This is a genomic window from Thermogemmatispora onikobensis, from assembly GCF_001748285.1.
Taxonomy (GTDB): Bacteria; Chloroflexota; Ktedonobacteria; order Ktedonobacterales; family Ktedonobacteraceae; genus Thermogemmatispora; species Thermogemmatispora onikobensis.
Genome location: NZ_BDGT01000077.1, coordinates 1 through 15,856, shown reverse-complemented (window position 1 = coordinate 15,856; position 15,856 = coordinate 1). Strand labels below are relative to the sequence as shown.

At 58.8% G+C, this 15,856-nt stretch carries 8 protein-coding genes; all 8 read left to right on the top strand.

What is annotated here, in order from left to right; genetic code table 11:
* Positions 1–33: 33 nt before the first annotated feature.
* The 8 genes from BGC09_RS20760 to BGC09_RS20725 all read left to right on the top strand — a co-directional run bounded on the left by BGC09_RS20760 (position 34) and on the right by BGC09_RS20725 (position 15,451).
* Positions 34–2,589, top strand: a complete 2,556-nt coding sequence (locus BGC09_RS20760; protein WP_069806117.1) for a DEAD/DEAH box helicase — start codon at positions 34–36, stop codon at positions 2,587–2,589.
* Between the two features lie 618 nt (positions 2,590–3,207).
* Positions 3,208–4,197 carry an aspartate carbamoyltransferase gene (gene pyrB, locus BGC09_RS20755; protein ID WP_069806116.1) on the top strand — a complete coding sequence of 330 codons (990 nt, stop codon included), beginning with the start codon at positions 3,208–3,210 and terminating at the stop codon, positions 4,195–4,197.
* A gap of 22 nt (positions 4,198–4,219) precedes the next feature.
* Positions 4,220–5,374, top strand: coding sequence for a glutamine-hydrolyzing carbamoyl-phosphate synthase small subunit (gene carA / locus BGC09_RS20750; RefSeq protein WP_218104129.1), 1,155 nt, complete (start codon positions 4,220–4,222; stop codon positions 5,372–5,374).
* Positions 5,371–8,559, top strand: a complete 3,189-nt coding sequence (gene carB, locus BGC09_RS20745) for a carbamoyl-phosphate synthase (glutamine-hydrolyzing) large subunit (protein WP_069806115.1) — start codon at positions 5,371–5,373, stop codon at positions 8,557–8,559. Before carA ends, carB begins: the two co-directional genes overlap by 4 nt.
* Positions 8,560–8,570: 11 nt before the next feature.
* The gene (locus BGC09_RS20740; protein WP_069806114.1) at positions 8,571–9,932 is read left to right on the top strand and encodes a dihydroorotase; all 1,362 of its coding nucleotides are present in this window, start codon (positions 8,571–8,573) and stop codon (positions 9,930–9,932) included.
* A gap of 475 nt (positions 9,933–10,407) precedes the next feature.
* Positions 10,408–12,795 carry a serine/threonine protein kinase gene (locus BGC09_RS20735; protein WP_069806113.1) on the top strand — a complete coding sequence of 796 codons (2,388 nt, stop codon included), beginning with the start codon at positions 10,408–10,410 and terminating at the stop codon, positions 12,793–12,795.
* Between the two features lie 432 nt (positions 12,796–13,227).
* On the top strand, positions 13,228–14,967 hold the full coding sequence (locus tag BGC09_RS20730; RefSeq protein ID WP_069806112.1) for a hypothetical protein: 1,740 nt from the start codon (positions 13,228–13,230) through the stop codon (positions 14,965–14,967).
* Positions 14,968–15,055: 88 nt separating this feature from the next.
* Positions 15,056–15,451 carry a hypothetical protein gene (locus BGC09_RS20725; RefSeq protein WP_069806111.1) on the top strand — a complete coding sequence of 132 codons (396 nt, stop codon included), beginning with the start codon at positions 15,056–15,058 and terminating at the stop codon, positions 15,449–15,451.
* Positions 15,452–15,856 lie beyond the last annotated feature (405 nt).

The window sequence follows — 15,856 nt, the reverse complement described above, 5'->3', positions numbered from 1 at the left end:
TGTTGTCTGGTAGCGCGTTAGAGAAAGGTTGAAATGGGCAAGAGAAACGTGGAGGTTGGTCCTGAGATTCAAGAAGAGATAGAGACATTTGCAAGTCGGTATCCATTTCCTCTTGACACCTTTCAGAAAGAAGCCATAGCTCACCTGGCACGGGGACGATCGGTACTGGTGGCGGCTCCGACGGGAACTGGGAAAACGCTGGTGGCCGAGTATGCCATCTGGAAAGCCTGGCAGCAAAATGCGCGCGTCATCTACACCACCCCCTTGAAAGCTCTCTCGAATCAGAAGTTCCGCGATTTACGTGCCGCCTATGGACCGGAGGCGGTTGGTCTCGTGACGGGAGACATTGTCGAGCGGAGCCGGGCGGCGATTGTCATTATGACCACCGAGGTCTACCGCAACATGCTCCTGGAGGAGGGGGCCGAGGACGGTCCTTCTTCGCTGGCCGACGTGGCCTATGTCGTCTTTGATGAGCTGCATTATCTGAGTGATCCTGAGCGCGGTCCTGTCTGGGAGGAGGCTATCATCTGCTCGCCTCCTCATGTGCAGCTCGTTGGCCTCTCGGCGACGGTCAGCAATGCCCAGGAGCTGGCCGACTGGATCAGTCGCGTGCACCGTCCAGTGGCTCTTGTGGTGCATGAAGAGCGAGCCGTGCCGCTGGAGCATTACTACTTTCTCGATGGCAAGTTGCACCTCGTCCAGGACGCGGCGGGGCGGCGGGTAGAGCGCTTCCCCAACGTAGGAGGCGAGGCACACCTGGCGCGGCGCCACGCATTTCTGCCAGATGAGGGGGAGGAAGCAGAGCAGGAGTCAAGGCTGGCTGCCGAGGCCACTGCTGGCGAGGGGCCGAAGGCTGCTTCAGTGGTCCCGACGGCGGAAGGCGTAGTCCATGAGCAGCGTCAGGAGAAAGCTCGCTCTAAGCAGAAGCGGGCGCGTCCGTCGCTGCGACGGGCGCCCGAGCCTGGCGAGGTTGTAACAGCTCTCCGCGATGCCGATCTCCTGCCGTGTCTCTACTTTCTCCCAGGGCGGCGAGCTGTCGAGGAGGCGGCGATGAGTGCGGCGCGTCACCTCTTCACCACGCCGCAGGAGCAGGAACGCATCCGTGAGGAGATCGGTGTCTGGCTGGAACAGTTGCCGCCCGAGGATCGCAACCTGCAGCAGGTCCATGCGCTGGTCAACCTCTTGCCCCGCGGTTTAGCTTTTCACCATGCCGGTCTGTTGCCAGGGCTGAAGGTCCTGGTGGAGACGCTCTTTGCTCAGGGCCATCTGCGAGCGGTCTTTGCCACCGATACTCTGGCGCTGGGCATTAACATGCCTGCTCGCTCCGTGGTAGTGGGCAGCCTGAGCAAGTTTGATGGCGTAGAGATGCGCCTCCTGACTCCGAACGAGTACCGTCAGTTGACCGGGCGAGCGGGCAGACGCGGCATGGATGTGCGTGGAGCGGCGGTCATCCCATACTCGCCCTGGGAGCCGTTTGAAGAGGCCTTTGCCCGCATTACAGCAGATCTCCATCCGGTCTTCAGCTCCTTCGTGATCCGCTACAATTCGATTCTCAACCTCTGGCGCGAAGGAGATATCGAGCACCTGCGACGCATCTGTGCCTCCAGCCTGCGTGAATATCAGCGCTATCGATACTGGGAGGAGCAGGAGCTGCGCTTCATTCAACAGGTAGAGCGCCAGCTCCGCAAGGGGCACAAGGTCAGTGCCAAGAAGCTCAAGGCGGCGGAAGCGGCAGCGCGGGCCCTGGAACGGAGTCAGCGGCGGCGTGGCCGGCTCCAGCTGAGCCGAGAGGGGAAGGAAGAACTGCAGGGCACTGTCTTTGTGCTGCGGGCCTTGGGTTATATTGGACCCGACGAGCGGCTGACCCTGCGCGGGCGCCTGCTGCGCAGCATCTTCCATCCGGCGGGCATCCTCATTGTGGAGCTGATCATGGATGGCGTTCTGGAAGAGCTGACCCCGGCGGAGCTGGCGGAGGTCTGTAGCTGGTTCACCTTTGACAACGATCGGCGCCTCTATAATCGCCATGTGCTCAATTCGCGGCTGAGGGAAGTGCGACGCGAACTCAGGCAGGTCGAGAAGCGGGTCTGTGACATGGAGGAGATGGCCGGGCTATCGCTGACGCCGCGTACCGTTCCCGAGTTTCACGGTGTGGCCCTCTCCTGGGCGCGCGGTATGTCTCTCAACGGCCTCCTGCGGCGCATTGATCTGGCTGAGGGCGATATCCTGATGTTACTCAACCAGACCATCGACCTGCTGCAGCAGGTGCAGGGGGCCATTGGCCAGCTGCTGGATGCGCGTCATCTCTGGTCCGAGGTGCTGACCTGGCCCAACGACGGCGCTGGTCTCAGCCGCAATACGCTCAAGCAGGTGCGACGGCAACTGGCTGAGCTGCAGGAGCAGCACGAGCGCCTCTCTCGCCTGCGCCCCTTGTTCGCTCAGGCCAGTGCCTTGCTAATGCGGGGCATCATCCTGCAAAGTCGGACGGTGCCCTCGATGGTGGCGCGCATCAATGGGGAAGAGCTGCCGCTGGATGCCGAGGAAGATAGCGATCCCCACGAGGCTCTCCAGGACCTGATCGAAGAAGCCTAGGGCGGCCCGGCCCAGCCGGGAAGGGGACAGAGAACTGGACGCTGCCCCAGTCTGGACACTTGTCTCTGGGCGTCGGGGCTGCTGAGGAGATGCTGGGGAGCCGCATCTCTCCGCGGCTCCGCCCGAGCGATAGGCGCAACAACTCTCTTCGGAAAAAAGTGCCAGCTGATAGCCACAAGGTGAGGTGTCGCACCTCTCCTTTCTCGTAGGTACCTGTTGGCTATTGACTTTTAGCAAAGTAGCGTGTATAAATATATGACGATTTGAAATGGGTTTGCTCGGCAAGTTTGTGGACAAAGGGTCTGGCTCCATCATGTCTTTGATCAAGTTACAGTTATTCGTGACTCTCCCCCTATGGAGGGTAGACTGTTCATTCTACAGATGGGGTGGACCCGGTGTCTTGCCTGAGGAAGAAGATTTTTTCCTCACCCCTGGAGACAGGGGTGGGGAATTTTTTTATAGCCTCAGCCAGGGCAGCCCGTATCTCGTGAGCAGGCAAGGAGGATGCTCGCGCTCGCTCCATTTCACGGTTGCTTGACGACAGCAAAAAGGAAATGGAGCACTGACAAGCGTATGACCAGTCAACAGGTTATGCTGAAAGGCTAGCTGGAGGACAGCATGAATCAAGTGATCACTCATCCGCCTGGCTCACTTGAGCTGATCAGCGGAGATTTCAGGGGGAAAGATATCCTTTCTCTGGACCAATTTTCAGCTGCCGATCTGTATAGAGTCTTCGCACTGGCGCGCGAGATGAAGGAGTTGGTCCTTGCGAGTGAGCCTTCTCAGCTACTTGCTGGTCAACTCGTCGCCCTATTGTTCTATGAACCCTCCAGCCGGACCTTCGGCTCCTTTGCGGCTGCGGTCAAGCGGCTCGGTGGGCAAACGCTCGATATCCAGAATCCGGAGGTCGTCAGTTCGGTCTGGAAAGGGGAATCGTTTGAGGACACGATCAGCGTCTTCGGGGCCTATACGCAGGCGATTGTCCTGCGCCATCCGCGCGCGGGGGCGGCTCAGCGAGCGGCAGAGGTTGCCAGTGTCCCGGTGATTAATGCCGGCGATGGCAACAATGAGCATCCCACTCAGACGCTGCTCGACCTCTTTACGATCTATGAGCGTTTTGGACGTCTTGATCATCTGAAGGGCCTGCTGGCCGGTGATCCGCTCAACAGTCGTACCCTGCACTCGCTCATTCGTGGCCTGGCCCTCTTCGAGGGCAATACCGTCTATCTCCTCTCGTCCGAAGCGCTGCGCCTCGCGCGCGAAGAGCTGCGTGCGCTGAGGTCTCGCGGCATTGAAATCGTGGAGATCCACAGTGAGCGAGACATTCCAACTGACTGTCACTTCTGGTATTGGACACGTATTCAGAAAGAACGTCTTTCATCTCTCGATGACTATCAACAACTGGCTGCTGCTTCGTTCCAGGTGACACCGGCGTTACTGGCTGAGCGTGCCAATCGCGAGATGATACTCATGGACCCCTTGCCGCGTGTTGGAACGATCGATCCCGCTGTCGATGGCGATGAACGCGCGGTCTATCTGCGTTCCCAGATCAGGAACGGTTTGTACACCCGCATGGCCTTGCTGGCGTTGATTCTGGGGAAAGCGTAGTGTCGTTGAAAGGACTTCCTGGATGCAGCAGAACATGGTAGATCGGACATTTCTGGTTGAAAACTCCTTTGCTGATCTCTCTCGCTTTGCGCTGGATACCGGTGCCCGCCGGGGGAGGCTGGTGCTGGAGGATGGCACGACCTTTGAAGGCACATCCTTCGGCTATGAGGCTTCCACCGCCGGTGAGGTTGTCTTTTGCACGGGCATGGTCGGCTACCCCGAGGCGATGACCGACGCCTCCTATGGGGGCCAGATCCTGGCTATGACCTATCCACTGATCGGCAACTATGGAGTGCCGCAGGCGGCGCACTGGGAAGGCGAGCGGATTCATATCGCTGGACTGATTGTCTCCGACTATATAGACACTCCCTCTCACGCCCAGAGCGCCATGACTCTGCGCACCTGGTTGCAAGAACAGCAGGTGCCGGCCCTGGAAATCAAGGATACCCGTCTCCTGACGCGACATATCCGTACGCATGGGACGATGCTGGGCAAAATTGTCCTCGACGATGAGGATCTGCCCTTCTATGACCCGAACCTCGACAACCTGGTAGCGCGTGTCTCATGCCAGCAGGTCGAGCGTCTGGGCGAGGGCGATCTCACCATTGCCTTGCTCGACTGCGGCACCAAGCACAATATTGTGCGCTCGCTGCTGAGACGCAATGTGCGCCTGGTTCGCGTCCCCTGGGACTATGATCTCTTTGCGCCGGCCAATACCTTTGACTTCGATGGAATCGTGATCTCCAATGGGCCTGGCGACCCAAAGACGGTGCAGAAGACGATCCAGACTATCCAGATCGCGCTGAAGCGGACTATCCCCATGCTGGGCATCTGTCTGGGCCACCAGCTCCTGGCCCTGGCCGCCGGCGGCGATACTTATAAGATGAAATTTGGGCACCGAAGCCAGAATCAGCCATGTCTGCTGAATGATAGCAAACGCTGCTTTATCACAACCCAAAATCATGGTTTTGCTGTTGGAACATTGCCGCCAGGATTTGCGCCCTGGTTTATTAATGGGAACGATGGCACCAACGAAGGCATGATCCATCACGAGCTTCCCTTCTTCTCTGTGCAGTTCCATCCAGAAGCAAGGCCCGGTCCAATGGATACCGATTGGATCTTTGATCACTTCCTCGCTCGCGTTCGCATTGAAAAGGAGGCTCGCAGCTCACGATGAAAAAATTGCGCAAGGTCCTGGTTCTGGGGGCGGGGGCACTCAAAATTGGGCAAGCCGGGGAGTTCGACTACTCCGGCTCCCAGGCTCTCAAAGCGCTGCGCGAAGAAGGGGTCTCAACCGTTCTGGTTAACCCCAACATTGCGACCATTCAGACCTCCAAGGAGCTGGCCGACCAGGTCTACTTTCTGCCAGTCACGCCTTTCTTTGTGGAGCGCATCATCGAGAAGGAGCGCCCGGACGGCATTCTCCTCTCTTTCGGCGGGCAGACGGCGCTCAACTGCGGGGTCGAGCTCTTCAAGAGCGGCGTCCTGGAGAAGTATCAGGTCGAGATCCTGGGCACGCCGGTCACCGCCATTATTCTGACAGAAGATCGCCAGGAGTTCGCCGAACATCTGCACCAGATCAATATTCCAACGCCGGTCAGCAAAAGCGCGGAGTCCCTGGAGGAGGCGCAGGAAATTGCCCGAACGATCGGTTTCCCGGTGATGCTGCGGGCTGGCTTCGCGCTGGGAGGCCAGGGGTCAGGTATTGCTCACAATATGGAAGAGTTGAGGCGCATTGTCACCAGTGCCCTGGCCTTCTCTCCGCAGGTACTGGTCGAGCAATACTTGCACCACTACAAAGAGGTCGAGTATGAGGTTGTCCGTGATGCCTATGATAATTGCATCACGGTCTGCAACATGGAGAACATGGACCCGCTGGGCATCCACACCGGCGAGTCGGTGGTGCTGGCCCCCAGCCAGACGCTCACCAATAGCGAGTACCATACACTGCGCTCGGCGGCAATTGCCATTGTGAGGAGCCTGGGCATCGTCGGCGAGTGCAATGTGCAGTTTGCCCTCAATCCGCGCACATCCGAGTACTACGTCATCGAGGTCAACGCGCGCCTCTCGCGCAGCTCGGCTCTGGCCAGCAAGGCGACCGGCTATCCTCTGGCCTATGTTGCCGCCAAGCTGGCCCTCGGCTACGCGCTCCCTGAGCTGACCAATAAGGTCACGGGGGTGACACAGGCCTGCTTTGAGCCAAGCCTGGACTATGTGGTGGTCAAGATCCCTCGCTGGGACCTGGATAAGTTTAAGGGCGCCGATCAAACAATCGGCACCAGCATGAAGTCCGTTGGCGAGGTAATGGGCATTGGGCGTACCTTTGAGGAGGCCTATCAGAAGGCTATTCGCATGCTGGACCTCGGGCTTGAGGGGGCGACCTCCAAGCGGGTCTTTCTGGGAGAGGAGAGCGAGGACGCGATTATCGATAAGTATCTCTATACTCCCACTCCCAAGCGCATTTTTGCTCTGCCTGTCGCGCTGCGCAACGGCTTCTCGATTGAGGAGATCAATGAGATCACCGGCATCGATCCCTGGTTTTTGTATCGTATTCAACATATCGTCAAGCTGGAAGAGGAGCTTGCACGCGATCGAGAGCTGACCGCCACCCGTCTCTTGCTCCTGAAGCAAGCGGGCCTTTCTGATAAGCGTATTGGCGAGCTGGTCGGCAAGACCGAGCTGGAGATTCGGGCGCTGCGCCAGCGCTATGGAGTCCTGCCCTCCGTTTTTCAGATCGATACCCTGGCGGGCGAATTTCCGTCTGACACTAACTATCTGTACATGACCTATAATGGGCAGCATCACGATGTCGAGCCGTTGGGCAAGGAAAGCATAGTCGTGCTCGGCTCCGGCCCCTATCGGATTGGCTCCTCGGTAGAATTTGACTGGAGCAGCGTCAACACTGTGCAGGCCCTCAAGAAGTATGATAAGCGCTCCGTCGTCATCAACTGCAACCCAGAGACGGTTTCCACCGACTATGACATGTCGGATCGTCTCTACTTTGAGGAGCTGAGCTTTGAACGCATCGCCGATATCTGCGACTTTGAGAACCCTGCTGGGGTCATCGTCTCAGTCGGCGGGCAGACCCCCAATAACCGGGTCAAGGCTCTGCATGACTATGGTATTCCCATTCTGGGCACCTCGGCTGAGCACATCGACCAGGCCGAAAATCGCTCGAAATTCTCGCAATTGCTGGATGAGCTGGGCATTCGTCAGCCAGCCTGGGATACCTTCGAGGCCATCGAAGATATCCTCAGCTTTGCCGAGCGCGTTGGCTATCCGGTTCTGGTGCGTCCCTCGTACGTGCTCTCCGGCAGCGCCATGAATGTCTGCTACACTCCTGAGCAGCTGGAGCGCTACACCCGATATGCGGCTGCCGTCTCGCCCGAGCATCCGGTGACTGTCACCAAGTTCTTCCAGAAAGTCAAGGAGGTCGAGCTGGATGCGGTGGCCCAGCGAGGCGAGATCAAAGCCTTTGTGATCTCTGAGCATGTCGAAAATGCTGGTGTGCACTCTGGAGACGCGACGATCGTCCTGCCTCCCCAGACCATTAATACTGAGACTCTCCAACGCATCGAGGAGGCGGGGCGAGCCATTGCGCGCGCCCTGGAGATCACCGGACCTTTCAACGTTCAGTTCCTGGCCAAGGACAACCAGGTCTACGTGATCGAGGCGAACCTGCGCGCTTCGCGCACCTTCCCCTTCATCTCGAAGGTGACCGGCCTCAATCTGATCGAGCTGTTTGTGGATGCGCTCTTCCAGGAGGAGATCGCGTCTGTCACCCTGCCCCCTTTGACCTTTACAGCAGTGAAGGCGCCGCAGTTCTCGTTCTCGCGTCTCACGGGTGCCGATCCCTTGCTGCGGGTCGAGATGGCCTCGACGGGCGAAGTGGCCTGCTTTGGCGAGGATCTGGAGGAAGCCTATCTCAAGGCCGTCATTGCCACCGGTAGCCATATCCCCCAGAAGGGCATCTTCATCAGTATCGGTAGCGAGGAGAAGAAGCAGAAATTCCTGGAGACCGCCAAATTATTGGCTTCTCTGGGGCTGCCGCTCTATGCCACCGAGAAGACCTGCGCCTTCCTACGCCAGCATGGCATTGAGGCGAAGATGCTCTTCAAGATCCACGAGCAGAGAGAGCCAAATGTGCTGACGTACTTCCGCGAGCGCAAAATTGATCTTGCCATCAATGTAGTTGACAACTATGTAATGAAAGAAGTCGATGACAACTATACAATACGCCGTGCGGCAGTCGATTATAATATTCCGCTGCTGACCAAAGTCAAGCAAGTGCGTCTGTTCGCGCGGGCCATTGTCAACAAGGATCTGCGCACGATCCCCATCAAGGCCTGGAACGAGTATTGAGGAGCGGTGCTATGCCAACAATCCTCAAGGGAGCGCTCGTGCTGCCCGATCGCATTCTCAACGGAACGATCACCGTCGTCGATGGTAGAATCGCCCGCATAGAAGAGGGTTTCCCTGACCGGGGTGAAGGAGAGACCTTTGATTTCCGGGGAAAGTACCTGCTGCCCGGCCTGATCGAAGTGCATGGCCACATGCGTGAGCCGGGTCTGGAGTACAAGGAAGATATTGCCCATGGAACGCGGGCCGGTCTGGCTGGAGGCTATACCACCATTTTAGACATGCCCAATACCAGGCCGCCGACCACGACCGCGGGGCGGGTTGACGAGCAGATCCAGCGGTATGCAGCGCGCTCCTACTGCGACTTTGCCATCAACATGGGGGTCTCGCGCGAGGAGATCGATGAACTAAGGGCGGTTGATCCTGACAAGATCACCGGGGTCAAGATTTTCGCCGCCGGCCACCAGAGCGCGCCGACGACTATTCCGCACCTGAGCGACCTGGCCCGTATCTTTGCCATTCTGGGCGAGCGGGGCCTGATGGCCATTGTCCACGCCGAAAATCAGGAGCTTATCGATTACTTTCTGCATCACTACCGTGATATCGCAGGTCGACACGATCCAGCGGCCTGGGGAGAGGTGCGCAACCTCTCGGTCGTCTTGACCTCTGTCCTGGAGATGATCTCGCTGGCCAAATACTTCGGCGTGAAGCTCTACTTGCTGCATCTCTCGACGCCCGAGGAGTTTGCAGCGGTCGACTTTGGCCGCAGGATTGGGGTGGAGGTCTATGGCGAGGTCACAACGGCCCATCTGGCCTTCAGCAGTGCCGATTATGCCCGCTATGGCAACCTGATCAACATTGCACCAGCCCTCCGCTCCCCGGAGGCGCAAGATCAGCTCTGGCAGCTGCTGCGCGCGGGGAAGATTGACACGGTGGTGACCGATCATGCCCCCCATACACTGGCCGAGAAACAGAAGGCCAGCGTATGGGAAGTGGCCTCGGGCATGCCTGGACTGCAAGAGGCGATCCCTGTCTTAGTCAGCAACTGGATACAGCGTTTTGGGAGAGAGACCCTGGAAGAGGGGCTGATCCGTATCGCTCAGGTCACCTCGGGCAATATCGCGCGCATCTTTGGCTTTGAGCAGAAGGGAGCCCTGGCCGTGGGCAAGGATGCCGATATTGTGGTCATTGATACCGAGCGAACCTGGAGGGTGAGAAAGGAAGATCTCTATACCAAAAATCAGTGGTCGGTCTACGAGGGCCTGGAACTGCTCGGGCGTCCGCTGGCGACCTTTTTGCGCGGCCAGCTCGTCTACCACAATGGCCAGATTATCGGTGAGCCGCAAGGCCAGCGGCTCAAACGAAGAGCGGCCTGAATGAAAGGACCCTGCCCCTAGCGGGGAGCGAACTGGTCCAGGCCCCTACTCTGAGCAGGCTTCTCCGCCTCCAGTACCAGAAAAGGAGGAGAGCCTGCTCTTTTGCTGTTAGCGCACTTCGCTGGCGAGGTCCTCTGAAGTGATGAACTGGGGTCCTGCCTCTCTTTGAGGAGGCGTTGAGGAGGTCAGCGAAGGCAGGGGAAGGCCACGAGTGGCGCTACGAGTGGCGCTCAGAGGGTCTTGATCCCGTTTCTGGTGGCGAAGAACCATTACCCACAACCATTACTTTGGTCATGCCTGCCAGGCGGATTCATTGTCAGAGCTGTGTAAATTAACTAAGATGTACAAGCGAAAAAATATTTCACGATACACTGTGGTGTACCCCCCCCGACGTGCCTGCGCGCTGAAGACTGGGTTGCACGTCGTTGCTGAAGAACAATCGCAGCTGGGCGATTGAAACAAAAGAGGATGTTGCATGAATCCTGAAGCTTTGATTGGAATGAAGCTGGGGACCTGCACGCTCCAGCGCTTGATCGGGCAGGGTGGTATGGGCGCGGTCTTCCTGGCACAGCAGTCGCGACCGCGCCGTCAGGTAGCTGTGAAGGTGCTCTTCCCGATGGCCTCGCTGACGCCTCATCAGCTGGCGGCCTTTCTGGAGCGCTTCCGGCGCGAGACGGATGCTGCCGCCTCGCTGGAGCATCCCAATATTATGCCAGTGTATGAGTATGGGGAGCAGCAAGGCCTGGCCTACCTGGTCATGCCCTATGTCAGCGGGGGGACACTGCGCGATGAGATGGAGCGTGAGGGGGCGATGGCCCTGCCCAAGGTGCTCAACTATCTTGAGCAGCTGGCCGCGGCCCTTGATTTCGCTCATGAGCGGGGCGTCATTCACCGTGATGTCAAACCGGCCAATATCTTAAAGACGCCTGATGGCCGCTTGCTACTGACCGATTTCGGTCTGGTGAAAATTATCTCTGAGGAGCGGGCGAACCAGGTGCGCTTGACAGGGCCGGGGGCGCCGGTGGGTACGCCCGATTACATGTCTCCCGAGCAGGTGCTGGGGCAGCCAGTCGATGGGCGGGCCGACCTCTACTCGCTCGGGGTCATTCTCTATCAGATGGTGACGGGTGTGGCGCCATTCCGGGGTGAGGCCCCAATGCAGATCGCTGCTCAGCATCTGCAGACTCCGCCCACGTCACCACGTGTTTTTCGCCCTGATCTTCCTGTTGCTGCAGAGCAGGTGATCCTGCGCGCACTCGCAAAAAATCCTGCCGATCGCTACTTTAGTGGCCAGGAAATGGCTCTGGCCTTTCGCCTGGCTCTGACCTCCGCTGGCATCACTGTCGATACGGGTCAAAATCCCGCCATTGCAGCGCTTGGCCTCTCGGGGAAGTTCGCTGTGCCCGGCAGTGCCGGCGGACTACTTGACCCACGCTGGATGACGGCTAGCGCTCACCAACCTGCCGTCAATATGGCTTCCGCCCCGCAAGCGCAGGCTGCGCAGGCGGCTCCTCCGGTGCAGGGGGCACCCGCTGGCGATCCCCCGGCGATGGCCTTCCCTGTTCCTTCGCTGAAGTTGCCTGCGGCTGAGCCTCCTCAGCCTACGGCGAAGCTCCCAACAGCCAGCAGCGCCAGTCGCCGGGGGGGTCTGCTCTCACGCACCGGGATGTTTCCCCGTGTGGGCGCCGGGGTTGTGCCGGACAGCGCACCTGTTCAGGCTGGCCCAGTCACCAATGAACAGCCAGCCGTGCTCTGGTCGACTGAGGAGCAGCAGCCCAATTTCACCGATCCCCTGCCATCTGTGGTCGCTCCGGCCCCTGGCTCTGGCCTCTTAGGGGTGCGAGAGCAGCGACCCGTGGATAATCAGAGCCAGGAGGTCCAGCAGCTGTCGCCCGCTCTGCCGACAACGACAGGAGCCCTGGCTCCAGTGGCCCAGCAAACGGCCACCTCGCCTCTGGTGAAATTGACCGGCCCCGTCAAGGTGGTCAAAGTGCCCGTCGCCGGCCAGCCGGGTCGCTATGTCACCGGCCTGCTCCCCCTGGCCACGCCCGGTACGGGGCAGGGGAAAAGCGCTGCCAGGGGCGAGCGTCGGCGGACCCGGGCCCGCATGGTGGTCACCTTGATTGTGGCGGCACTCATCCTGGTGGTTGGCTCCGGTCTGCTGCTATTAGGCCATCTGCATAGCGGCCAGAAAATGGAACCACAGGGAAGCGCGACTCCGGGGCTGCAGTCAACAGCCTCGCCGATGGCCACCGCGGCCAATGCCAGTGATGTGCTCTTCTCTGATCCGCTGTCGCAGAATGTTCATGATTGGCCGACGACTCCTGCGGATACCTATGCCTTTAAGGATGGCGCCTATCATATCACTAACCATAGCCAGAAGGGGATCGCCGTTGTCCTCCAGTCTGCTCCTTTCACAGGACCGACGGGCTATAGCTTGACCATGCAGGAGGTTAAGGGCGACGATGCGAATATCAACAATTCGTTCGGCCTGATTCTGCGCTTCAGTCAGCAGACGCGCAGTGGCAAAACGGTAACGACCTTCTATAGCTTCGAGGTCCAGAACATCAAGGGCGGCGAGTACCGCTTCTATAAGTATGATGATAGCCGTGGCCCCAATAATGCCTGGGGTACACCGATCTGGCGCAAGAAGTTTGGAAGCGAATTTCACCAGGGACAGGGACCCAAGAACGTTAATACCTTGAAGGTCTTTGCCAATGGCTCTAACTTTACCTTCATTGTCAATGGCAAGGTCGTGGGTCAGACGAAGGATAGCTCGCTTCCTTCGGGTACCGTGGGTATGTTGGTCAATCTGAACGGGACGGAGGTCGCTTTTAAGAATCTGCTGATTACGCGCAATTAACCGAGGATGCAATGGACGCTGAAGCACTGCGTGGGATGATCCTGGATTGGTATGGAAACAGGTACCCTGCGGGGTGGCTTCCTGGGAGGGGGGGAGGAAAATGGCTCGTTGGTAGGGCAGACAGGGCAGGGAACAGAGCTGGTTGTTGGTCGTGGCCAGTAGTGGTGAAGGCGCTTTTTCCTCCTATGACCTTTCTCGCTCCTGCGCTGCTTCCTGCGTTCCTGGAAGGCTTCCGGCAAGATCAACAGCCAACAGCCAGAATACAAGGGGCCATCGCCGTTCAGCGCAAACTGCACGGGGCACTCTCGATCTGTTGGCGACGGCACTGGCACTGGCTGTCCCTGAAACTGAAGCTGGTTGCCACCTTCCGCCAGACGTTGACACCAGCACTGGCTAGCAGGCACTTTGTCACGAGAGGGAGGACAGCAGGGGATGCATCCATCTCAGAGTCCAGATCAGTCACGCCCACCACGACGAAGTCTCTTTGATCCTATCTGGCAGCAACAGAGCGCGCAGAATGCGACGGACCCGGTTGCCAATGCCGCTGCTTATGCTGCTCCCCAGCCGCAACCAGGACCTGGGGAGGAGGCGGCAGCAGGTAATGCCCTGCCCAGTGGGGGAGAGACTGCCGCTGGCACAGGGGCGCTCGGCTCGCGTCCGGTGCGTAAGCTCGGCCTGCTAAGTGCCGCTCGCCTCCAGGCGGAGACGGCCATGCCGACTGGCCCAGAGGCAGGCGAGATGCAGGTGACTCAGATGCCTTTCCCAGGCGAGGGACAGCCGTTTCAGACCCAGCTGCCTTCGGCCAGTGTAACGTCGTCTCCATCCCCCTTCGGCTCTGCTGCCTTCTCCTCATCCTCGGCTGGCGCCAGCGCTATGGCTGATGCGGGGGCTGGGGCACCAACGATGGCCCTCAATCAAGCCGCTCTCTTCCAAAGCCAGCAGATGACCGACACCTCCGCCTTTGGCGAAGGTCTCCAGGCGCCGCTCGCTCAGCAGGGGGCCTCTCCAGCAACCTTCTCCGCTAGCCCGGAGGCGCCAGAGGTCCAGCTACCTTTTCCCACACCGGCGCCGACTTCCTTTACAGGTACAGGATTCTCTCCCAATGTCACGCGGGTCCTTACTCCCTTCACTAGCCCGCTCCCCGGCGCCACCAGCACTCTTCCCGGAACAACGACCGGCGCCCTGGGTCCCTTGCCCTTTGTTGAGGCCGGTGGTAGCAAGAATACAGCGGCCCTAACCGGCGCTCTGCGCCTGGTGCAGATTCCTGTCGCGGGCCAGCCGGGACGCTACGTGACCAGTATGCTGCCCGTCCTGACTGAGTCTGGGCAATCTTCCCCCGCTCAGAGCAGCCCGGCCCAGCAGCCGAGGTTCTCTCCCACCTTGCTCTGGAGAGAGAAGCGCAATCTGCTCATCTTGCTGGTCGTTTTGCTGGTAGTGCTCACCGGCTCCGGCTTGCTCATGTTCTCCCGCCTGCACGCTAATCCGGCACCTCAAGCGAGAAAGGGAGCTGTCACCGCGGTGGCCGCAACAGGAACCGCAGCGGTCAAAGGGACGCCGACGCCCAGTGTGATCATGGAGGACCCGCTGGCTCAGAATATCCACAACTGGCCTGTTGCCACCAGCGGCTCACGCCTCTTTGTCTTCAAGAACGGGGCCTATCACATCATTAACAATGACGATAACAATATGGCGGTGGCCATCTTGCCCGACGCTCCCGGGCCATTGCTGAGCACCTCGCTGGCCTATACCTTGACGATGCAGGAGATCAAAGGAGATGATGGCTCGATCAATAACCAGTTTGGTATGATTGTCCGCTACAGCCAGCAGTCCAAGGGAGGCAAGGTAACGACTCAGTTTTACGCCTTCGAGGTGCGCAACACCAGTGATGGCGAATACCAGTTCTGGAAGTTTAATAGCTCCGCCTCGGAAGATAATCGCTGGACAAAGATCTGGTCGAAGAGCTTTGGTAAGGAGTACCACCAGGGACATGGGTCGAAGGCCACCAATACGATCAAAATTGTGGCGAGCGGCAAGAACTTTACTTTCTACGTGAATGGCAAGAAGGTGGGAACAGCTCAAGATGGCTCGATTCCTTCTGGCTCGCTGGGGCTGCTTGTGAACCTGAAGGGAACGGAGGTGGCTTTCTCCAATCTGCTCGTGACAACTCCTTGAGCTGATCGTTTTCTAGTAACGGGGAACATCGTCGTTTTTCCTGAAGTGAAATTTGCCCACTTGTGGGCCTGTGGCTGGAGGCAGTATTTTGAGAGCGATCTTTGTCTGGCTGACGCTGATTATCACAGCGTTCCTGTTCTTGCTCAACCTTGGGCTGGTCATTGTCTTTCGCAAGCGGAAGAAGACAGAAGTGCTGTCCTATATCGGGGCTGGTTTGATTGAACTGGCCGTCTTCTGCGTTGTGCTCCTCTTCCACCTGGGCGTGCTAACCTCTATCCCCTTTCATTTGCCGCCCGGCCTGAGCTTCAATCGCGCAGAGATCGCGGCAGCTCTGGCCCTGGGCATCGGCCTTTTCCCGGCAGCCTATTGGCATCGGGTATCTATGGCCCAACTGCGCGCTCGTATGGAGCAGGATGCCAGATTGATGAAGATGCGCAGCGATGGCGGCGTGCGGATCAAGACCCCCGAGGAGTGGATGACCTGAGCGGGGCGGTGGCTTCAATGCCACCTTTTGCTCGCTCAGTCTGGCTTGCCTGATCGCCTCCCTCGGCTCGTGGCCCTCCTCGCCCTCGCGGAGACCGTCAAAGGCTTGCCCTCCTGCTTGCCAGCTCCTGCCCTGCCGTTAGGGTCTGCTCAGACACCTTCAGCTGCGCGCGAGCCCTCCCTACCCCGGACCCAAAGCTGATCTCCTGCAGGCGTGCTTTTATATCTTTGCTCTATCTTTGTGCCCCCTTTCTCTGCCTCCCCCCCATCGTTTTGGAAGTGGCTCCTCTGCCTGCGTTTTTCTATAAACGAATGGCTCCGCTCTATCTGCCAGTAGCCGCTGTCCTTGACAAAGGAGGCCTTTGCGTGTTATACAATATAGCAATTAGTTATAACTCTTGGGGGT